Origin of the sequence: Variovorax cryoconiti (genome assembly GCF_051216395.1) — a bacterium.
GTDB lineage: Bacteria > Pseudomonadota > Gammaproteobacteria > Burkholderiales > Burkholderiaceae_C > Variovorax.
The window spans coordinates 1-20968 of record NZ_JBPJZI010000017.1 but is presented as its reverse complement, the minus strand read 5'-3'; the positions used below and the strand labels follow the sequence as shown (position 1 = coordinate 20968).

The following is a 20968-nucleotide window of genomic DNA, read 5'->3' as shown; positions in this document are numbered from 1 at the left end:
CGGAAGTACGCCAGAGATCGGCGCGACCTGGTGGTGATCGGCGCCGGCTCCGGCGGGCTCAGCGCGCTTTGCCACCTGCTGGGCGACCTGCCCAAGGACTTCGACGCCGCGATCCTGCTCGCGCTGGACGCGGGCTCGCAGCCTGCCGCCAGCGTGTTGCAGATTCTGCGAGGCTATTCCCGGCTTCCCGTGATCTATGCCACCGATGGCGTCATGGTGCGTCGCGGCCGCGTCGTGGTGGCGCCGACGCGCCAGACCATGGTGATCGTCCCGACCGACATCATCTCGCTGGAATACGAGCGAGCGTTCGCAGACGCGGGCCCCTCGGTCAACCGCCTGTTCGAAAGCGCCGCCGCGACCTACGGTCACCGGGTGATCGGTGTCGTGCTCAGCGGCGACTCGCACGACGGCACGGCGGGGCTCACGCGCATCGAAGCGGCCGGCGGCATCGGCGTGGTCCAGGATCCCGGAGAGGCGGCCGAGACGGGCATGCCCGCCAGCGCGCTTCGGACGGACCACCCGGACTACTGCTGTACCCTCGAAAAGATGGCCCCCCTGCTCCTCCAGCTGGTCAGCGGCGAGTTGCCCGCCTTTCGTTAGCGCCACGCAACCCAGCGAAAAGAAGTAAACCGCGCTCGCGTGCTGTGCCGAAGCGCCTGCACCGAAGTTCTCACACCATCCATGTGGATGGTGGTAGGATGGCACATGGCTGCCGAACTCTCATCACCCCCCGTCAAACTTCCAGAGTCCGAGAAGATCACGATCAACCTGGGCTATGTCGACCTCGGCCACATCGACCTGCTGGTGGCCGAGCGCTTCTATGCGAATCGGACGGATTTCATCCGCACCGCCATCCGCGGGCAATTGGCGGTCCACGCCGACGCGCTGCGACAGGCCGCCTCCCGAAAGATGCTGGTGCTGGGACTGCAGCAGTTTTCCGCGAAAGACCTGGAAGCGGCGCGTGCCGCGAACCAGCGGCTTGAAATCCGCGTGCTCGGTCTGGCCGTGATCGGCAGGGACGTCTCGCCCGAACTGGCTGCGGCCACCATCGACTCCATCACCGTGCTCGGCGCCCTGCACGCCAGCGCTTCCGTCAAGGACGCGCTGGCCGGGCGCATCCATTGATCACCCCACCGAAAGACACATTGAACGATTTCCTCAACCGTCTTGGCGACGCCACCCGCCAGACCCGACTCGGCCAGCTGATGGAGGCCACGCAGTCGATCCAGCAGGCCCTGCTTGATCGGGCCGCGCCGGGCGCAGAGCGCATCCACACAGCCGACGCCTCGCCCACCGTCTGGCCAACGCAGGCTGCGCCGCACGCGACCGAGGCCGCGCCTGTCGACCACGTCGAACGCGCCGGGCAAGCGACCGAACGCTGGCTCGACGGCAGCACCAGTCACCGAGGCCGCACCCTGGCCTACAAACTTTACGTTCCGCCGACCACCAGCGACAACAGCACGACGCAGCGCCCGCTGATCGTCATGCTCCACGGCTGCACCCAGGGCGCTGCGGATTTCGCTGCCGGCACGCGGATGAACGCGCTCGCCCGCGAGGCCGGGGCACTCGTCCTGTACCCCGAGCAGGCCCAGCATGCCAATGCACAGCGGTGCTGGAACTGGTTCAAGCCGCAGCACCAGGCGCGCGGCAAGGGCGAGCCGGAAGCGCTCGCGATGCTCATTCGATCGATCGCGGCCGAACATGACGTCGATGCGTCCCGGATCTATGTGGCGGGTCTGTCCGCCGGCGGTGCCATGGCCGACATCCTCGGGCGCTGCTATCCCGACCTGATCGCCGCCGTGGGCGTGCATTCGGGCTTGCCCAGCGGAGCGGCCAGCGACCTTGCGTCGGCGCTGTCCGTGATGCGCCAGGGCGCTGCGCCCCGCGCGGACAGCGGCCCCGCCGCCCCGGTCCCGCCGACGATCGTCTTCCATGGCGATGCCGACGCCACGGTCCATGTGCGCAATGCGACGGCCATCGTCGATGCGGTGCGGGCGGCCCACCGCGACCCATCGGGCGCGCTGCCCGAGGCGAACGCTTCCGAGGGAAGCGCCCCCGCCGGCCGGCGCTACACCCGCACGGTCTACACCGACCGCGACGGCGGCGCGAGGGCCGAATACTGGCGACTGCACGGCGCCAGCCACGCCTGGTCGGGCGGCAGCGCACAGGGAAGCTACACCGACCCGACCGGCGTGGATGCCAGCGCCGAGATGCTGCGCTTCTTCCTCGCGCATCCGCTGCGGACCGTGATCGACGCGTAGCCTCGCAACGCGCGGGCGAGCCGATGCGCCGCCGATCGGGTCAATGCCCGAACCGACTCGGCAGGTACGGCGTCGGGTCGGTGAACGGCGTCTCGCCGTCCATCATCTCGGCCAGCAGGCGCCCGGTGGCCGGGCCGAGCGTGAAGCCCTGGTGCGAGTGGCCGAAGTTGAACCACAGGCCCGCGTGCCGCGGCGCCGGGCCGATCACCGGCTTCATGTCGGCGGTACACGGCCGGGCGCCCAGCCAGGGCATCGCCTCCACCGGCGCGCCGAGGTTGATCAGCGCCTGCGTGCTGCGCTCGGCGTGGCGCAACTGAACCGGCGTCGCCGGGGCGTCGATGCGGGCGAACTCCGCGCCGGTGGTCAGGCGCAGGCCGAGCGACATGGGCGCCAGCATCACGCCATGGGCGACATCGAGCATCGGCGCGTTCAGCCGCACCGGTGTGGCGTAGTGGCGGTGGTAGCCGCGCTTGACGAAGAGCGGCAGGCGGTAGCCGAGCTGGCGGGTCAACGTGTCGGCCCAGGGGCCGAGCGCCACCACCATGCGTTCGGCCTCGACCGGGCCGCCGTCGGTCTGCACCGACCAGCCGCTGCCGCGCTGGCGCAGCGTCGACGCATCGCCATGGGCGAAGCGGCCACCGCGGCGCACGAAGAGCTGCGCATAGCGCGCCACCAGTTCGCCGGGGTCGCTGATCGACCACGGGTCGCGCCAGTGGATGGCGCCGGCCAGCGGGATGCGCAGGGCCGGCTCGGCCACCGAGAGCGCGGGGCCGTCGAGCACCACCGCATCGAGCCCGGTGCGCTGCATCAGCTGGCGTGCCGCCGCGGCCGCCGCCTCGAAGCTGGCCGCGTCGCGGTAGGCCTGGCGCCAGCCGTTGCGGCTCACCAGCGCGTCGGCGCCGGCGTCGGCGATGAGCGGGCGGTGCGCCTCGATGGATTGCGCGATCAGCTTGCCGTAGGCGTCGGCGATAGGCGCATAGCGCCTGGGCGCCGATGCATGCCAGTAGCGCGCCAGGGGCGGCAGCAGCGACCACAGGGCACCCAGGTGGTAGTTCGCGTCGTTGCTGCGGCCGGTCGCGACGCGCAGCAGCGTGGAAAGGTCGCGCGGGAAGGCATAGGGCTCGACCGCCTCGCGCTGGATGATGCCGGCGTTGCCGTAAGACGTTTCGCGGCCGGGTCGCTTGCGGTCGACCAGCGTGACCGCATGGCCGCGCTGCTGCAGCGCCAGCGCGGTGCCGAGGCCGACCATGCCGGCGCCGAGCACGACGGTTGCGGTGTTCTTCATGGGGGATGAATGCGGGATGCGTGCGTGGAAGAAGGCTGCCGGAATTGTGCCGCCGGGCCGCCTCCGGCGGCGGTGCCGCGACCGCAAATAATCGAACCATCGATTGCCGTTACGGCAATCGATGAGCCGCCGACGTGCGCTATAGGCCGGCCTTGATCGCCTCCGTCAGGTACTGGACGAAGGCCTTGCCGGCCTCCGGCAGCGGGCGGCCGGCCAGCGTTTCGACCTCGAGATAGCGCTCGTTCATCTCGCGGTCGCGTAGCGGGATCGCCACCAGCGCGCTGTTCACCAGCCGCGTGCGAATCGACAGCTCGCCGTAGAAGGCGATGCCGCCCCCGCCGGCCGCCGCGAAGCTCACCAGCGCGTCGGCGTGATTGCTCGACATGGCCACCTCGTACTGCAGGCCCTGCCGGCTGCAGCTGATGTCGAGCAGCTGCCGCAGCGAACTGTGCTTGAGCGGCAGCGCCAGCGGGTAGGCCACCACCTGGCTCAGCGACAGCTGGCGCTGCCCGGCCAGCGGATGGCCGGTGGCCATCACCGCGAGAATGGGGCTCGGGTGGCGCAGTTCCAGTTTGATGCCGGCCTCGGGCACACCGCTGAGCGTGAGGCCGACGTCGGCCTCGCCGTCGCGGATGCGCCGCGCGACCTCGCTCTGCCCGCACACCTCCAGGTGGAAGCGGATGCCGGTGTAGCGCTCGCGAAAGCGAGCGATCAGCGTCGGGATGAAGTCGAAGGCAAAGCCCTCGGCGCTGACCACGCGCACATGGCCACTGCGCAGGCCGCGCAGCGCTGAGATGTCGCCGGTGACGCGCTCGATGTCCTGCTGGGTGCGCTTGGCATGCGCGGCGAGCAACTCGCCGGCGGCGTTGGGCACCATGCCGCGCGAACGCCGCTCGAAGAGCAGCGTGTCGAGCTCGCTCTCGAGCCGCGCCACCTGGCGGCTCACCGCCGAGGGCGCGACATTGAGCTTGGCCGCGGCGTCCTTGATCGACCCTGCCTTCACCACTTCGAGGAAGTAGCGGACCGCGGTCTCCTGCAGGGCATGGCTGGGCATGGGCGCTTTCGTCGTGGAGGTTCAGCGAGCAATTCGGTGCAGATCGATTGCCTTTTCGGCAATCGAATATTCTAAACATGGTGCTTGTCGCAACAGAGGTCGACGCCTAGCATCGCGTCATGAAAGCCTCCACCGCCCTCACCCGCCTTGCGACCGCCGGCTGCCTCATGGCCGCCACGCTGGCCGCGCCGTTCGCCGCTGTCGCGGCCGACTACCCGACCAAGCCGATCACGCTGGTGATCCCCTTCCCGCCAGGCGGCGCCACCGACGTGCTCGGCCGCGTGATCGGCCTGCGCATCGGCCAGGAACTGGGCCAGCCGGTGGTCATCGAGAACCGCGCCGGCGCCGGCACCGTCATCGGTGCGGCCTACGTGGCCAAGGCGGCGGCCGACGGCTACACGCTGCTGGTGAGTTCGGGCACCACCTTCACGGTGAACCCGGCCATCCGCAACAACCTGCCCTACGACCCGGTCAAGAGCTTCGACCCGATCGGCATCACTGGCCGCACCAGCCTGATCCTGCTGGCCAACAAGGACGTGCCGGTTACCACCGTCAAGCAGTTCGTCGACTACGTGAAGGCCTCGCCCGGCAAGTACGCCTACGGCTCGTACGGCAGCGGCACCACGGCGCAGTTCGCCGGCGAGACCGTGCTGTACGCCGCCGGTCTGAAGATGACGCACGTGCCCTACAAGGGCAGCGCGCCGGCCATGACCGACCTGATGGGCGGGCAGATCCCCTTCAGCGTCGACACCGTGTCGGCCGCCATCCCGCAGCTCAAGAGCGGCAAGATCAAGGCCATCGCGGTGACGGCGGCCAAGCGCTCCGCCCTGCTGCCCAACGTGCCGACCATGGCCGAGAGCGGCTACCCGGACATCGACATGGACACCTGGCTCATCCTGGCCGCGCCGAAGGGCCTGCCCGCGGACGTCAAGGCCCGCCTCGAGAAGGCGCTGGCCGTCACCATGGCCGACGCCGACACGCGCGCCAAGCTGGTCGCCCAGGGCTTCGAGCCCGCCTACAGCAATGCGGCCGCCTCCGCTGCGCTGATCAACCGCGAGCTGCCGGTGATGCGTGCCCTGGCCGTGCGCGCCAACATCACGGCGGATTGAGGTTCATGAGCGAACTCGTCGAGACCTCCGCCGTCGAACTCCGCCGACTGATCGGCCGCAAGGCGATCTCCCCCGTCGAATTGCTCGATGCCTGCATCGCGCGCATCGAAGACCTCAACCCGCACGTCAACGCCGTCACCGCGACCGCCTTCGAACGCGCGCGTCGCGAAGCCCAGGCCGCCGAACGCGCGGTGCTGGCCGGCGAGCCGCTCGGCCTGCTGCACGGCATGCCGCTGGGCGTGAAAGACCTCGAGCCGACCGCCGGCCTGCTGACCACCTGGGGTTCGCCGATCTACCGCGCCCAGGTTCCCGACGAAGACATCGTGCTGGTCGCGCGGCTGCGGCAGGCCGGCGCCATCGTCGCGGGCAAGACCAACGTGCCCGAGATGGGCGCGGGCGCGAATTCGCGCAACGTGGTGTGGGGCGCGACCGGCAACCCCTTCGACCCGAACCTCAACGCCGGCGGCTCCTCGGGCGGCTCGGCCGCGGCGCTGGCCTGCGACATGCTGCCGCTGTGCACCGGCTCCGACACCGGCGGGTCGCTCCGCATCCCGGCCGCCAAGTGCGGCGTGGTCGGTTTCCGCCCCTCGCCCGGCGTGGTGCCGAGCGTGCGCAAGCTGCTGGGCTGGACGCCCATCTCGGTGGTCGGCCCCATGGGGCGCAGCGTGGAAGACGCCTGCCTGCAGATGGCCGCCTCGGCCGGCATGCACGCGGGCGATCCGCTGAGCTACCCGCTCGACCCGCTGGCTTTCCTCAAGCCGCTGGACGTCGACCTGAGCCGCCTGCGCGTGGCCTACACCGAAGACTTCGGCACCTGCGCCGTCGACAACGACATCCGCGCCACCTTCCGCCACAAGATCGCGGCGATGAAGCACCTGTTCGCGCGCTGCGACGAAGTGAGCTTCGACCTCGGCGAGGCGCACCGCTGCTTCGACGTGCTGCGCGCCGAAGCCTTCGTGGCCGGCATGCACGCCGCCTACCAGAAGGACCCGGCCAGCCTCGGCTCCAACTCGCGCGCCAACTACGAGATGGGCGCACGCATGTCGTTGCCCGACAGCGCCTGGGCGCAGGCCGAGCAGACCCGGCTCATCGCCCGCTTCCAGCGCACCTTCGCCGAGTACGACCTGGTGCTCTCGCCCACCACGCCGGTGTCGCCCTTCCCGTGGACGCAGATGTACGCCGACACCATCAACGGCGAGCCGCAGGAGAACTACTACCGCTGGCTCGCGCTGACCTACGTGGTCACGCTCGCGACCAACCCGGCCATGGCCCTACCCTGCGGCGTCGACCACCGCGGCATGCCCTTCGGCCTGCAGGTGGTGGGCGGCTTCCGCGCCGACGCGCAGGTGCTCGGCGCATCGCATGCGATGGAACAGGCCTTCGCGGCCATCCCCGAACTGCGCCGCCCGCGGCCAGACCTGGCGAAGCTGCGCGCGTCGGTGGTGGAGCCGGCGCTGCGGTCCATCGTGACTGCGCCGCCGGTGCTGGATGGGTCGGGCGGGGTGCAGCAGGTGACTTCGGCGGTTTGACTCCTGCCTGCAGGCGGGTCTCACGATCGAACGCGGCTCCGATCGAACCATCGCGCCTCGACCTCTTCGGGCGTGAACGCGATTCCGGACAGAGTCCCACGCTGGCCGAGCCGGTGCGCCTCTATCCCACGTCCTTGGCTGCTATCACCTCTTCCAATCGGACTAACGATTCCAAAACGCTCTCCCGCTCCAAATCGGTGATCTCTCTATTTTTATCGATCAATTCGCTGTTGATTGACTCGAGGTCCAGCACCACATTGAATATCGAATCCCAAAAATCGCCTCCGATAACATTTCCAATTGCCTCAATTCTCCCCACCAGTCGACCCAAGCTCATCTCTCGAGATCTGTAAGCCGTAGACGCCTCTCTAAGAAGAGAAAATTGTCGAGCCAAGAAATCATCCATAATTCCCCCCTATCAAACCTCGATAGAAATTAGGCGTCAACCGCTGCCATCGGTCACGACCCCACTATCCCGTCCACATTTGTGCACCGTCTGGGAGTCCGGGAATTTTTATCTGGCCGGGAATTGCCATTTCAATGGCGTCTTCACCAGCGTAGTAGCTCCACCTCTTCGTTGCATACGGTCTAAAGAGTGCCCCGTGTAATCCCTGTGATCGATAGTTGTGGGGCCGCATGTACTGAGTGGCAAGAAGGTAGTAGGCGCCGCTCTTTGATTTGGCAATGCTCGCTACCGGTGGCACTTAGGTGCCGGGATATGCGAGGCGCTCCGAAACCTAATCCGCTGCGTTAGGACAACGAATGTGAGCCAAGAAGGCAACATCATCTATATAAACTCGCCAGCCAAATTGACGCACATTTAAATCCGCCCCGCATTTTGGGCATCTATTTGGCCATCCCTCATAACGCCATCGAGCGACATCTCTCCAGTCCGCGCCTTGGGCCTTTGCCGTCCACTCGATGCCCGACAAGAGAAGAATCTCCTTTACATCTGCCGCACCGTCAGAGTCGAGGAGTCTGGCTAGAGCCTCATCCGCTTCTTCTTCATTTAATTCTTTTTGATAGAGCTCTTGCAGCAAATCTCGCTTGTTCACGGCTTGATCCTTCTGCCCGGAACGAGGCGGCTGCCGAGCAGAGCGCGGCGCCCGATTCATTTTATTGAATCAGCATATTCCACTAGCGCATTTGACCAATCATCCATCTCTTCATAAAATAAATTAAGAAAGACGGAAAAAGATATAAAATCATCAGCGGTTGCACCGGAGTTTCTAAATATCTGGAAAAACATCGCAAGACGTATTTTCGGGGGAATACTCCAGTCCTCTTCAAATCCACGGATGAACGCGCGAATTCTAGCACTATCATCTACGTGCAGTAGCAGTCGCAATAGATCTTACATTTTTTTGCCGCTATCGACTTCACTCGAAGGCTCCTCACGCAGGTGCGTCACGGCAATTTCAAATTCATTATTCATGATTTCACTTCGTATTTGCTGTCGCTCTGCTAGTAGTCGTATCGCTGCACTCAACGATCTGTTTTCGGGCTAGCAAGCACTAAGAAATTTGCATTTCGGGGAGCGACCAAGCAACAACGTCTACCCAGTCATTAGCAGCAGCAATTATAAAATGCTGCAGCTCTTCTGGCTTTTTCGCACCAAAGCTTCGCTCTTGCAGCCAAAAAAGGAGGTCCGAATTTTCCGCTTTATAGAATACTGCCCCTAGAGATATTTGCGCGTCGATATCCAACGCATATTTGTAAGCATCCCCCTCTTCCATCTTTCTATAAAATAAATGGCTTTCAAATATAATTGAAATTATTTTACCCCCGTCGACCAAATCTATATCGAGTCGATCCCCTGAATCTCTTAGGCTTTTAAATTCGCACACTTCCGACACCGCATACCCGGGAAATGCCAATGCATATTTGGTCAAAATTAATACCTCACTTTTATTGGCCGAGGCCCTTGAATTTCAAGAGTGGGGCGCCGCTCACCTGAACTTGTCGGCCTGACGACTACGCTCCGGCCATCGGGGAGCGTACCCACTCGGACGCCATTTCCGTAATCCCTTACATCAGTCGGGTTGAGATGATCGAAATCTTCGTTCGCTTGATCAAAGCCGCCGCTGCTTTCCCATTGGCTGGTGCGGCCCGAAGTGGGCCTACCCGGAGTAGCGCCGGGTACAGGAGGATCCCCACTTGGCACAGCGTAGACATTATTTGAAGCGCCAATCGCCTCCCACATCGCCGCATACGCCCAATAGATGGGCCCGATCACCGGATTGGTCGCCGCCAGTTGTTCAAGGCTAGACAGTGATGGCAGCGTCAGCGGCGGCGATCCGCCGACCCATCGCCCACTCTCCGGATCGCGATAGCCTTGGTTGGTACCCGATGCGCCGTTGAGCCCTGCAGCGGCTGCAGCGCCGGCTGCCGTCCCTGCACCGGTTGCTCCCACGCCCGCCATTGCAAATACAACCGGTGTGTTTGCGCTGCCTCCACCGCCGACCACCGTATCCGCTCCACCTGGCTCCGTAAAATAACCTGCCTCAACACCGGCCACCACCGGCGTGCCGTAGCACCAGAAGTAGCAGATGCTCGCGTCGAAGCCTCCGCCGCTCTGGTTAGCTGTCGCCGTGCTCGTGTCTTGTTGGCTCTGGATGCGCAGGTCGCCGCCCACCTCGGCCTTGACCGCCTCGGCCTGGACCACTGCCCCGGCGAGCGTGGTGTTGCCGCCGCTCTTGATCGTGGCCGTGTTGGTCGCCGTCACATAGGTGTTGACGTTGGTGCTGTCGCTGCCCGAGCCGGTGCCGCGGTTGCTGCCCGCGGCCAGGTCGATCGTCATGCCGCTCTGCGCACTCACGCCCACGCCGTACTTGCTGGCGCTCTGCTGATAGTTGTAGTCGCTGGCGGATTGCGCCGATTGCAGCGTAACGGCGTTGTCGGCATCCAGGCTCAAGTTGTTGCCACTGATCGTCGCTGCAGTGGCCGGCTTGTAAGACAGTACTGAAACCACAAGCAATTTCGCCCGCACCGACTTCTTCGCAAAGACCTCGGAATTTCCGTATTCCGAAAAAATTAAGAAGACCTCTGCCTTTTCATAATACTATCAAAGAAACAATCCATCTCCATTAACACCCCCAATCTCCTAAAAATCATTTCAATTTCTTCTGAAAGCTCCCCACCCCACTCTGCGCATGCCTCCAGAGATTCCTCTAGAGCCAATCCATATTCACCCACATCGAAGTATCGAGAAGCATCAGTATTCGCCTTTGCAAGACCTTGCCCCTCCAAAAAGACCAATATCTTAGGGAATAGTCTTTCAATTTCCTCGAATTTTTCAGGACTCATCATTTTTTAGGGTTTCGTGGAACATTCGTAGGATAGCCAGTGACAATTCGCCCACTTGGCTCAACAATTACCTCTATATCAACTCCGTCGCGAGTACCTCGAACGATGGTTCGCCCGCCTCTACCCGGACTTCTTGACGACGACGGATCAGTCGCAACATCAGAAATTTCACCCAAAATTTTCTCGTCTGACCAATTCACCGGGAATTCGCTCTTCCCTGGTAAGCCCGTGCCGGGTCTGTGCCCGCCCCCGGTCGCATCCCCATCCAAAACGTGCGCCTCCCCCTTAGGATCTAGCAAACTAGGGATGTTTGCATTTTCCGATAGAACTGTATTCGAGTAGCGTTGAACCAGCGCAGCATAAGCCCGATAGATCGGCCCCAGGACGGGGTTCTCGAGCGCCAACTGCTCCAGACTGCTTAGCGACGGAAGCGTCAACGGCGGCGATCCGCCTACCCACTGCCCACTCTCCGGATCACGATAGCCCTGGCCGGAGCCTGACGCTCCATTGAGCCCGGCTGCACCGGCAGCACCTGCGGCCGTGCCCGCACCGGCTGCTCCGACGCCTGCCAACGCGAACACAACTGGTGTGTTTGCGCTGTCTCCCCCGCCGACCACTGTGTCCGGACCGCCCGGCGTACCCAAGATGCTCTGCCCCTTGGCAATGAGCTTGTTGAAGAAAGTCTGAAGATTTTGAAGCTGCTGCTGCTGCTCCGGCGTCAGGCTGGGGTCGTTCTGCAGTCGGTCGAACTCGCTACGTGCGCGATCTATCTCGCTTGGCGCCATTCGCCCCGATGGATTCCCCCCAGCAAGTAGTGCATTGAGTTGCGCGACGATCTGCGGCGTCATCTCCACCAGAATGCCGGTCGCCGTCGACGTGATTCGCACCTGCGCATTCACGTCTTTCAGCAACTCGCTGGCCACCCAACTCGGCGTCAGCCCGTTGCTGCCATCTCCGGTGCGCACTTCGGTGTTGCCAGCAACGCCCGAGATGCCCGATGTCGTGATGCTCGTGCTCCCGCCACTCGCACTTCCAACACCGACCGACGATGTGCTGTTGTAGCCGGCCGCGACGCTGTAACCCGACGCGTTGAACGTATCGACGTTGACCACATCGGTCATCGTCAGGCTGCCCGTCGTGAAGCTGTTCTTCCCTCCATCGACTGCCTTGTCCGTGCTCGCGATCACTCCACCCACGAGGTTGGTGTTGCCCACCACCTTCACATCGAAGCCGCCGTCACCGGCCTGGATGCCGCTCTGCTCGGTCACGCTCGCGTATTGGCCCTTCCCGCCCGCGGTGTTCACGCTGCCCCCGGCCACCACCGGCGTGCCGTAGCACCAGAAGTAGCAGATGCTCGCGTCGAAGCCACCGCCGCTCTGCTTGGCTGTCGCCGTGCTGGTGTCTTGTTCGCTCTGAATGCGCAGGTCGCCGCCCACATCGGCCTTGACCGCCTCGGCCTGGACCACTGCCCCGGCGAGCGTGGTGTTGCCGCCGCTCTTGATCGTGGCAGTGCCCGTCGCTGTCACATAGGTGTTGACGTTCGTGCTGTCGCTGCCCGAGCCGGTGCCGCGGTTGCTGCCCGCAGCCAGGTCGATCGTCACGCCGTTCTGCGCGCCGACGCTGTAGCTCACGCCAACGCCATACTTGCTGCCGCTCTGCTGGTAGTCGTAGTCGCTGGTGGATCGCGCCGATTGCAGGGTGACGGCGTTGTCCGCACTCAGGCTCACGTTGTCGCCGCTGATCGTCGCTGCGGTGGCCGTGAGGTTGCTGTCGGTGCCGCCTCCGGTCGCCGTGATGTTCACGTTGCCTGCACCTGAAACCGTCGAGCCCACGACGGTGCGGCTCGACTGGGTGCTGCTGCTCTGACTGTGGCTGTCGGTAAGCATCGCGCCGACCTTGTAGCCCAACGGGTTCTGGACGGCCTGGTAGGTGTTGTATGCGTTGTAAGCCGTCGTAGCCGCGCCGAGCGCCTGCATGCGGCTATCACCGACCTGGCTCGTCGCCCGGGCCGTTCCGGCCGTGCCCTGCACTGCGTTGTAGAGCGGCACGCTGACCGTACCGCCCGCCGTCAGGGACTTGGCTTCGGTCTGCTGGGCGCTGGTATGGGTGTCGTAGGCTTCGTTGATGACGACGGTGCGTGCGCTGATGTCGATGTTGCCGGCCTTGCCATCGGAGCCGGTGCCCAGGGCGGTCACGTCGCTGGCCGTCTGCGTGTAGGTTCCGCCCGCCCTGAGCTTGACGTTGCCATCCAGGCTGGCGATCAGGCTGCCGACCTGCACCGTGTCCGAGCTCTGGCCGTCGGTCATGCTGCTGGCACGGCCGATGGCCGGCTTCCAGAAGCTGCCAACGTTCCCGCTGCCTTGCGTCGAGCCGTTGGTGGCGGAAGTACTCGTGCTCTGTGCACTTTGAATGGTGAGGTCACGCCCGGCGTCGATGCTCACGTCGTTGTCCGCCACCAGCGTTGAGCCGACGACCGTCGTGTCTCGGCCACTGCGGATGTCGATGCTGCCGGCCGACAGGGTACTGCTCACAACCTGCGTCGAGGTCTGGCTGGCGCCGTCCTTGACATCCTTGCGCGTCAGCAGGTTGGCGGAGCCGGGGTCCGGCGCAAGCGTCGCCAGACTGACGACGGCGCCCCCCGACCCCAGCACCTTGGCGATGCCCGACGGCGTCTTCGTGACTTGCGTGAAGTCGGTGCTTGTCGCGGTGTCATAAGCGGCCTCAATGCGAACATCGCGCTTGGCATCGATGCGCAAAGCATCCTCGGCGTAGAGACTGCTGCCGGTCAGAACCGTATCGCGTCCGCTGCTCAGGGTGACAGTTTTCCCAGAGAGGCTGCTTCCAATCGCTGTTGTCGTACTGAGCGCATGACTTTCGACGGTGGTTTTCTTTCGCAGCAACCCCTTGCTCGTGCTCGTACCGATGAAATCGCTTTGCGCGGTGTCGCGTGCGGCTTCGATCGTGATGTCGCCGCCTGCTTTGACTGAAAGGTCCCCTTCCTTGCTCTGTACGTTGCCGCCGCGGATCGAGGTATTGCCGTCGCTCTGCAGCACCACGTTCCCATTGCCTTGAATGGTGGTCCCAACTTCCTTGCTGGACGCACTGCTGTAGTTGTTGCCGGCGTTGAAGTAAGTGCGCTCGCTGCGGCTCTCGGTCACCGTCGCCAGCGTGAGGTCGCCCCCGGCCTTGATCGTCGTCGCTCCCGCTGCCGAGCCGTTGACGATCTGTGCGCCGGTGAGCGTGGCATTGCGTCCGGCGCTCAAGGACATCTGCCCACTGCCTTCGGCCTGCCCCGTCACCTCCATGCTGGCTACGCGATCGATGCGCGTTGCGGCCTGCGTGATCACACCGCCGGGCTGGGCCCCGCCGGCATCGCTGCGGACGGTGGTGGTGACGAGCAAGTCGCGTCCGGCGTCGGCGACGAGAACGCCGCCGGACTTCACTTGCCCGCCGATGTTCAGGATGTCGCGGTCGGCGTAGAGGCCGACGGCTTGGCCACCGGTGACGCGGCCACCCAGGTTGGCGAGGTCTCCGCCCGCCAGGATCTGGGTGACCGACTTGCCATCGATGCTCCCGCTGTTGACCACGTCTCCCGACATGTCGATACGGATGTTCTTCCCGGCCAGCAAAGCACCCGAGGAATCCAGGTCGCCCGTGCGCACGGCTTGGTAGACGCGAGGGACGAGCACCGTCTCGCGCGTTCCGTCGGGCAGCGTCACCGTCTCGCTCACCAGCCAGACGATGTCGCTCGTCAGCAATGCCATCTGCGCCTCGCTCAGGCCGACTCCGAGGGTGAGGCTGTACTGCTGCGCGAAAACGCCTCCCGCATTCAGAAGCGCCGTGTACTGGTCCTGGTCGTTCGTGTAGCCGTCCAGGTAGCCGCTGCCGGTCAGTTGCAACAGTTGCTGGCGGATGAGCTGCTGCTCATAGAAGCCATCGCCCAGTCGCTTGAGAACGTTGTTGGCGTCGAAGCCGAGGTTGTTGAGCAGGTAGTCGCTGCTGCGCCAGGTTCCGTAGCTGGCGAAACGTGGGTCCGTCTCGACCAGTGGACGATTTCCGTTGAACGCTCCTGGCGTGGCCAAGCCAGCGCTGGTTGCCAGGGGCGTCCCGGAACTCCCGCCGTTGAGGTGATAGAGGCTGCTTGTGGGCAACGTGAACGAATAGCCTGGCGTGCCAGGAAGAACACTCATCCCGGCGAAGGTCACATTGCCAACCGCGGCAGGCCCAGCGTTGGCGGCATTCGTGTTCGCCAGCGTCTTGCCAGTGATGGTGAGTGTCCCGCCGCTGGTGATGCTCCCGCCAACGCTGCCGACGTTCTCCACGATGTCTGGATTGGTCCAGTCGTAGGTTCCGCCTCCGCCAGTCACGGTGGTGTTGATAAAGCTGTGCGTGCGCGTGAGCGTGTGCCCGATGTTCGTGACCTTGCTATTGGTGTCCGGGTTGCCGCCCTGACCGTCGATGGTTAGGTCGCCTCGCGCAGAGATGCGTCCGTAGCGGTTGGTCAACGTGCTGCCGATGTCGATGTTCATCGCGCCGCCGCTGAGAATCAGTGCCTCCGCACCTGCGCCGGCGACGAGTTGTTCCTCGACGGCGGTGTGATGCGCAATGCGTTTGACCTCGTTGCCACTGCCCGAAGTGGGATGCTGGCGCAGCGTGTCGCGGTTGAAGTTGTTGACCGGGTCGTTGTAGTCCAGCGGCGTCTGCAGTCGGACGCAATTGGTCGTGCAATGCCCGTAGGCGCTGTTGTAGGCGAGCGTGTCGGTCTCCCATCGCGTCACGGTCTGGATGCGTGCCTGAAACGGGTCTGGCGCGCCGCTGACCTGGTCGGGATTGGCCTGGCCATCCTGACGCTCGGTGTAGTAAATCACCACAACGCCGTCCTGCGCGATGTCATATCGGGACCGGTTTCCGACGCGCCCGGAAAGGCTGCCGATCGCGGTGAAGAACGCCGAGTCTGACGGGCTCAAACGCACTTCCGCACGGTGAACTTGATAGCCGTCGGGCGTGACGATCACCTCATCCTTGATGATCGCAGAAGGATCGACGTAATAGGCGATGTGAGCGTTGTAGTTGCCAGTGAGTGCGTTGGGGCCGGATTGCGGGCCGTTTCGCCACCATGCGGGCGGCAGCATGGTTCTTGTGTCATCCAATACCTGGGTCGACACGATCTGCACGTCGCGACGCTCGTTGAGCAGGGTCTCGGCCGCCATGTCCAAGCGGTCACCTGCTTCGATGGTCGCGCTGATGTTGTTGAGCGCTTGCGCCTTCCCGGTGACCACGCCGTTCGCGCTCACGTCGCCGCCGATGGCCATGCTCCCGATGCTGTACAGGCTGGCGCCATCGAGGTTGTTGAGTGTCGCCACGCCGATCGCCAGATGGTTGCGTGCAGCGATCACCGGTGCCGTCGCCGAACCGGCGTCCGGGCTGTTGTTCAAGATGACCGCATCGATCTGAATGTTGTCGCCATAGATCGCGCCGGTCCCGATGTTGTTGACGATGTCGGCATCGATACGCACCAGACTCGCATTGCCACGCGCGTTGGCGTTGATGACGCCGCTGTTGTTCAGCGTACCCGTCCTCAATTGGACGCTGTTGTCGGCGCCCAGGACGCCAGCGGCCGTATTGGTGATGGTTCTGGCAGCCACCACCTGCAGGTCGGTGGCAGTGATCTCAGCCCGGTTGACCAGATCGCCGGCGTTGATGCTCAGCGTTTCGCCTGCGACCAGTCGCCCATCGTTCGTTACCGCGTCGGATGCATCGAGTGCCATCGATCCCGAGGTCTGCAGGACAGCCCCGGCCTGATTGTTGAAGCGCTGGCCGACGAAAGCGAAACTACCCGCCGTCAACGTGGTGGTGTTGTCGAACGTCGCCGTCTCGAGGCGAAGCTCGTCGATAGCAGTCATCGTCCCACCCGTGCTGTCAATCTGACCAGCGCGCACCCGCGCCGAGGCACTCGATTGGATCTGACCGGCATTGGCCACGGTGCCCGCGTCGATGTGTAGATCCTTCCCCGACCACAGCAGTGCTTGTGTTGCACCCTGCGCAGTGTTCTGAAGCTGCGTGGCAGCGATGTCCAGGTCGCCGCCGCTCGCGATGACGGCCGCCACGCTTCCTTGCGCTGCGTTCTTCAGTGTGCCGGCTTCGATACGCAATCCACCATCACGGGCGGTGATGGTTCCCGCGATGTTGTTCAACTTGCCACCGGCTGTCGTCAAGTGAACATCGCCCACGCCGTGGAAGCTCCCGCCCGTGTTGTCGAAGGCGGTCGAGTTCCAGTTGATCGTGGCGCCACCCGCGATCTCACCGCTCTGGTTGGACACATCACCGGTATTGCTCGACAAGGCACCGGTGCTTCCGATGAACCCGCTGTCGTTTCGGAGCAGCCCGGAAGTCAACGTGAGGGCCCCGGCCGTGCTGGCGATACCACCCAGGCCACTGGCGTGCCCTGCGGCCTGCGTGTTCGACAGCTGCGCACTGCCTGTGTCCACCCGCACATCGTCGACGGCGCGAATGAGTCCAGCATCGTTGGTCAGCGCCCCGCTTCGGATGTCGGCCGCGCCCGTTGCATCGACAGTGCCACGGTTGTTGTCGAAGGCTCCACCATGCGTTGTGATGGTCAAGCCGCGACCGGCCAGCACACCACTGCGATTGCTCAAGCTCGCCGCGCTGACCTGCAGATCGCTCGCAGCACTCATCCGACCGCCGTCGTTGACAACAGCACCCGACGCGTCGATGGCCAGGGCGCCATCCACTGAAGCCATGACACCGGCGCTGTTGTCCACACGTCCGGCGTTGATCTGGATCGCGCCACTGGCCGCCATTTTTCCGCCGGTGTTGTCCAGCACGCCCGGCAGACCAAGCCGAAGATCGCCGGAGCCGCTCTGAATGAGCTCTCCACCTTGCGTGTTCGAGATGTTGGAGGCATCGACAGCGAAGTGACCGGCACTGAGCTTGCCGTTCTGATTCACCAGCGTCTGTGCCGCTTGGCTGTTCGCGTGCACACCCAGGGTTCCCGCGGCAACGAGGGTAGCACCGCTCGTCACCACGTTGCCTTGAGTCGCCGTGAGGTCAATGCCTGATGCGGACGCTGCGCTTCCCGACAAGTCGACGGAGGCGCCCCGCAAAGCCATCTGGCCAGCCGCAAGCAAAGTGCCGCCGGCAATGAGTCTGCCTGCTGCCGTCACGAGCAGATCGCCCTCCAACCCCAAGCGCCCATCGCTTTGAATACCGGCACCCAGCACGGCCGTGCCGCCGCCCTGCAGACCCTTCGCCGAAATCGTCGTGTGTCTTTGCGCCGTGACACGGCCGCCGGTGTTGTCTAGCACGCTGCCGGCGGTGAGGTTGGCATCTCCCGCACTCGTCAACACCCCCTGAGCGTTCAGCAAATCACCCACTGCATCGATTCGCAAACTGCCGGCATGTACGGTGCCGCCGCTGTTGTCGAAATTGCCCACGCTTGCGCTGAAGTCGCGGCTCACGTTCAACGTGCCACCCGCGTTGTTGAACGTGGGTGCGGCCAAAGCCATGCTTGCGACATTGAGCGTGCCGCCGGTGTTGTTCACCTGCGGCGTCTGCAAGCCGATGTCGCCGCCCGCATAGATGCGCCCGCCGTCGTTCAGGATCGTGCCGACGGCGTGAATGGCGCCAGGTCCGGTGGCGGCGGCAGGTTGCGCGAGCGTGGCTTCGACGATGCCCGCAGCAGCGGCTGCGCCTCCGTCGGCGGTGACCACCGTGGTTCCTGTGCTCGTGCCAGTGGATGGGGCACTCGTTCCATCGGTGGTCGTTGCTCCGCTGCCGCCGGTACCTGTGTCCGATGCGGCCACGGGCTCCGCCCCGATGAAGCCACCCTGGGTGTTGCTCAGCGCCGGTGCCGTGATGGCGATCTCCCGCGTGCCCGCCTGCCGGATCGTCCCGCCCCGGTTGTCGATGTCGTTCGCACTGCTCAGCTCGACCTTCGCCCCCTCGAGCGTGCCGGTGTTCTCCAGCCGCCCCGCCGCCGTCACGACGAGTCCGCCGGCGCCCGCACCGATGTGTCCGGCGTTGCGCACGCCCACCCCCGCCTCGGTGCCCACCAGCGTGATCTTGCCGGCGTACATGCCGCCCAGCGCCGCCACATCGAGTGCGAAGCTCGGCGCGTCGCCGTTGCCGGTTGTAGGCGTAACTTGGCTGCTGTCGGCACTGACCTGGTTCGCCCCCGTGGCGACCTTCAGCTCATTCGCCCAGAGGCCCGCATTGACCTGCACGGCCCGCGCGAGGATGGCCGCGTAGTCGGTCTTGCCTGCATCGAGCCCAGCACCTTCGATGCGCACACTGCCGCCCCGCACGACGAAGCTGTCGAGGCCGCCCTGCGCGTTGAACTGCGGCGTGCCGGTGGTCAACGTCGCACGGTTCACGTTGATGAAACCGCCACCGTCCACCTGGATGCCCGCCGGGTTGGCGATGATCACCTCGGTGCGCGGGCCGGCCACTTCCACGTAGCCGCGCAGCTGGCTCGGGTTGGCGCTGTTGACCTCGTTGAGGATCACACGCGCCGAGCCGGTCGCCAGCCACGGGTTGCCCTGGACCCAGCCGCCGAGCTGCGTCTGGACGTTGCCGCGGCTGTTGTTGAGGATGACGCCGTTGCGCTGCACGTCGAACTGCGAGTACGCGTTGCGCGAGACGCCCGCGGCGCTGGGGGTCTGGATGTTGACCACCGGCACGCCGTTGGGCGCACCGAGCACGGTCGGGCGCTGGCCGCCGGGGGCATTGGGGTCAGCCACGATCTGGGCATGCAGAGGCGTACTCATCAACGCCGCCGCGATGGCCGCCACGCTGACGGCGGCACTGCCTGCATCGGCGCCGCCACAGGTGGCCTTGCGCGCGCCACGGCCGGTGCTCCTGGCCGTCTCCTGCACGACCATGCGCAGGCCGCGGGCGGCGTTGAAGACGATACGGTGCAGGTGCTTGTTCATGGTGCTTTCTCCCCCTGATGGATCACTGTTGTCGCGGCGACTCGCTGGCGATGCTCTCTGCCATGCGTCGTGCCATCTCGCGCATGCCGTCTTGCCAGCTGGCGTCCACGTCGCCGCTTCTCTCGATCAGCGCGTCGAAGTTGGGGAAGCGGTACTTCGGATCGCTCGGGATGCTCCAGGGCTTCTGACCGCTGGCGTTGGCGCCGTAGCGGTAATAGAAGTAGGTCTGGTGTTCCTCGGCAGCGGTGCGCGTGGGGAAGAAGTAGCCGTCGACGTTCATCCGCGGCAGGTAATCGCTCGAGGTCCGCGGCGAGTCCATGGCCAGGTCGTTGAACCAGACGTGCAGCACGGCGTCGTCGGTCGGCAGCTTGGCGTACTCGATGTTGTCGGGTGCACGCGGATCGCGCGGCACGGTGTCCCAGACATGCGCCGACAGCCCCTTGGCGCGCAGCGCCTCGACGAGCATCTGCGTGAAGCGCGGCCCCAGCGACTGGCGCGCGCTCGCCATGCGCTGGTCGAAGTCGCGGCTCTTGGCCCGATTGGAGATCGACGTCGCGATCATGGCCGGCAGGATCGGGGCGGCGAACATCCGGTTCTCGGTATAGACCGACTCGGGGGAGACGACGGGAATGACGGCGATTTCCTTGAAGGGCGGCCGGGGTGTTGCGGGCTGGCGCGAAGCGCACCCAGCTACGGCCAGCAGACCGACGAGCAGGAGCAGGCCCATGAGGCGAGTGGCGCGGACCGGGGATGTGGAGATGGATGTTTGGTTCATGGCAGTGCCTCAGAAGGTGAAGTTCAGGTTGAAGCCACCGGTCACCTTCGCGGTGCGGTAGCCCTCGGGCTTGTGGATGGGCGCGCCGACGAACACGTCGTAGCTCAGGCCCTTGGGCAGTTCCAGCGCCCCGCGCAGGCCGACGACGCCACCGGTCAGGCGCTTGCCCAACAGGTATGCGGTCGACACGCCACCCACCTCCCCGTGGTCGATGCCCGCATACAGCTCCGCCCCGCTCGCGCCGAGCGCGTCGAGGGCCCAGCCGATGTCGTTGCGCACCAGCCAGCCACGCTCGGCCATCAGGCTCGTCTCGCCGTCGAAGCCGCGTACGGTGTAGCGCCCGCCGATGGAGAAGCGGTCCTGCGGCGTGAGCGGGGTGCGGTTCCATTGCGCCCGCCACAGCGCCGTGTAGCGCAGCTTCTGCGTGCCAACCTGGAAGGGCAGGTTCAGGTTGGCGTCGGCGGCGATCAGGCGGAAGCGCGAGCTGCCTTCGCCGAAGAACTCCTCCGGTGCGGGCATCGCCCCGAAGGCGCCGGTGCCACGTCGGACCTGCAGATTGGCGTCGAGCGTGGCCTGGCCGGTGAATTCGCGGTGGTTCGCACCCAACTCCCAGCCGGCGACGACGCGCCGCTGCACCTCGATCTCGGTGTCGTCGATGTAGTTGTTCGACGCGCGACGGAAGCCGCGCAGCCACAGGG

The 20968-nt window shown here is 64.9% G+C and carries 15 protein-coding genes; 5 read left to right on the top strand and 10 right to left on the bottom strand.

Annotated elements, in window-relative coordinates:
- Positions 1 to 30: 30 nt before the first annotated feature.
- From ACSFA2_RS25090 to ACSFA2_RS25080, 3 genes are all read left to right on the top strand, one after another.
- The gene (locus ACSFA2_RS25090; protein ID WP_435458051.1) at positions 31 to 600 is read left to right on the top strand and encodes a chemotaxis protein CheB; all 570 of its coding nucleotides are present in this window, start codon (positions 31 to 33) and stop codon (positions 598 to 600) included.
- 105 nt (positions 601 to 705) lie between these two features.
- Positions 706 to 1125, top strand: a complete 420-nt coding sequence (locus ACSFA2_RS25085) for a CopG family transcriptional regulator (RefSeq protein ID WP_435458050.1) — start codon at positions 706 to 708, stop codon at positions 1123 to 1125.
- Between the two features lie 20 nt (positions 1126 to 1145).
- On the top strand, positions 1146 to 2261 hold the full coding sequence (locus ACSFA2_RS25080; protein WP_435458049.1) for an extracellular catalytic domain type 1 short-chain-length polyhydroxyalkanoate depolymerase: 1116 nt from the start codon (positions 1146 to 1148) through the stop codon (positions 2259 to 2261).
- Positions 2262 to 2301: 40 nt separating this feature from the next.
- Here the strand turns inward: ACSFA2_RS25080 and ACSFA2_RS25075 are convergent, their stop codons facing one another.
- Complete coding sequence (locus ACSFA2_RS25075) at positions 2302 to 3546, bottom strand: NAD(P)/FAD-dependent oxidoreductase (protein WP_435458048.1); 1245 nt, start codon at positions 3544 to 3546, stop codon at positions 2302 to 2304.
- Positions 3547 to 3685: 139 nt separating this feature from the next.
- On the bottom strand, positions 3686 to 4600 hold the full coding sequence (locus ACSFA2_RS25070) for a LysR family transcriptional regulator (RefSeq protein WP_435458047.1): 915 nt from the start codon (positions 4598 to 4600) through the stop codon (positions 3686 to 3688).
- 167 nt (positions 4601 to 4767) lie between these two features.
- On the opposite strand from ACSFA2_RS25070, the gene ACSFA2_RS25065 reads away from it, so the two are divergent.
- The gene (locus tag ACSFA2_RS25065) at positions 4768 to 5709 is read left to right on the top strand and encodes a Bug family tripartite tricarboxylate transporter substrate binding protein (protein ID WP_435458075.1); all 942 of its coding nucleotides are present in this window, start codon (positions 4768 to 4770) and stop codon (positions 5707 to 5709) included.
- 5 nt (positions 5710 to 5714) lie between these two features.
- Entirely contained in the window at positions 5715 to 7238 is a 1524-nt protein-coding gene (locus tag ACSFA2_RS25060; protein ID WP_435458046.1) for an amidase, read from the top strand.
- A 121-nt stretch (positions 7239 to 7359) separates the two neighbouring features.
- On the opposite strand, the gene ACSFA2_RS25055 is transcribed toward ACSFA2_RS25060, so the two are convergent.
- From ACSFA2_RS25055 to ACSFA2_RS25020, 8 genes are all read right to left on the bottom strand, one after another.
- Positions 7360 to 7644 carry a hypothetical protein gene (locus ACSFA2_RS25055; RefSeq protein ID WP_435458045.1) on the bottom strand — a complete coding sequence of 95 codons (285 nt, stop codon included), beginning with the start codon at positions 7642 to 7644 and terminating at the stop codon, positions 7360 to 7362.
- 331 nt (positions 7645 to 7975) lie between these two features.
- Complete coding sequence (locus ACSFA2_RS25050) at positions 7976 to 8293, bottom strand: hypothetical protein (protein ID WP_435458044.1); 318 nt, start codon at positions 8291 to 8293, stop codon at positions 7976 to 7978.
- A 459-nt stretch (positions 8294 to 8752) separates the two neighbouring features.
- Complete coding sequence (locus tag ACSFA2_RS25045) at positions 8753 to 9130, bottom strand: hypothetical protein (RefSeq protein WP_435458043.1); 378 nt, start codon at positions 9128 to 9130, stop codon at positions 8753 to 8755.
- Between the two features lie 2 nt (positions 9131 to 9132).
- On the bottom strand, positions 9133 to 10227 hold the full coding sequence (locus ACSFA2_RS25040; protein WP_435458042.1) for a hemagglutinin repeat-containing protein: 1095 nt from the start codon (positions 10225 to 10227) through the stop codon (positions 9133 to 9135).
- A 44-nt stretch (positions 10228 to 10271) separates the two neighbouring features.
- Complete coding sequence (locus ACSFA2_RS25035; RefSeq protein WP_435458041.1) at positions 10272 to 10547, bottom strand: hypothetical protein; 276 nt, start codon at positions 10545 to 10547, stop codon at positions 10272 to 10274.
- On the bottom strand, positions 10544 to 19495 hold the full coding sequence (locus ACSFA2_RS25030) for a hemagglutinin repeat-containing protein (RefSeq protein WP_435458040.1): 8952 nt from the start codon (positions 19493 to 19495) through the stop codon (positions 10544 to 10546). Before ACSFA2_RS25030 ends, ACSFA2_RS25035 begins: the two co-directional genes overlap by 4 nt.
- A gap of 22 nt (positions 19496 to 19517) precedes the next feature.
- A complete protein-coding gene (locus ACSFA2_RS25025) occupies positions 19518 to 20270 on the bottom strand; it encodes a hypothetical protein (RefSeq protein WP_435458039.1) in 753 nt (250 codons plus the stop codon).
- A gap of 9 nt (positions 20271 to 20279) precedes the next feature.
- Positions 20280 to 20968, bottom strand: a 689-nt coding sequence (locus tag ACSFA2_RS25020; RefSeq protein WP_435458038.1) for a ShlB/FhaC/HecB family hemolysin secretion/activation protein, incomplete at its 5' end; no start/stop codon positions are given.

Bases quoted from the DNA above. Each gene is read 5' to 3' on its own strand.
- ACSFA2_RS25085 (WP_435458050.1), top strand. From the start codon at position 706: ATGGCTGCCGAACTCTCATCACCCCCCGTCAAACTTCCAGAGTCCGAG.
- ACSFA2_RS25075 (WP_435458048.1), bottom strand. From the start codon at position 3,546: ATGAAGAACACCGCAACCGTCGTGCTCGGCGCCGGCATGGTCGGCCTC.
- ACSFA2_RS25070 (WP_435458047.1), bottom strand. From the start codon at position 4,600: ATGCCCAGCCATGCCCTGCAGGAGACCGCGGTCCGCTACTTCCTCGAA.
- ACSFA2_RS25065 (WP_435458075.1), top strand. From the start codon at position 4,768: ATGGCCGCCACGCTGGCCGCGCCGTTCGCCGCTGTCGCGGCCGACTAC.
- ACSFA2_RS25060 (WP_435458046.1), top strand. From the start codon at position 5,715: ATGAGCGAACTCGTCGAGACCTCCGCCGTCGAACTCCGCCGACTGATC.
- ACSFA2_RS25055 (WP_435458045.1), bottom strand. From the start codon at position 7,644: ATGGATGATTTCTTGGCTCGACAATTTTCTCTTCTTAGAGAGGCGTCT.
- ACSFA2_RS25035 (WP_435458041.1), bottom strand. From the start codon at position 10,547: ATGATGAGTCCTGAAAAATTCGAGGAAATTGAAAGACTATTCCCTAAG.
- ACSFA2_RS25030 (WP_435458040.1), bottom strand. From the start codon at position 19,495: ATGAACAAGCACCTGCACCGTATCGTCTTCAACGCCGCCCGCGGCCTG.
- ACSFA2_RS25025 (WP_435458039.1), bottom strand. From the start codon at position 20,270: ATGAACCAAACATCCATCTCCACATCCCCGGTCCGCGCCACTCGCCTC.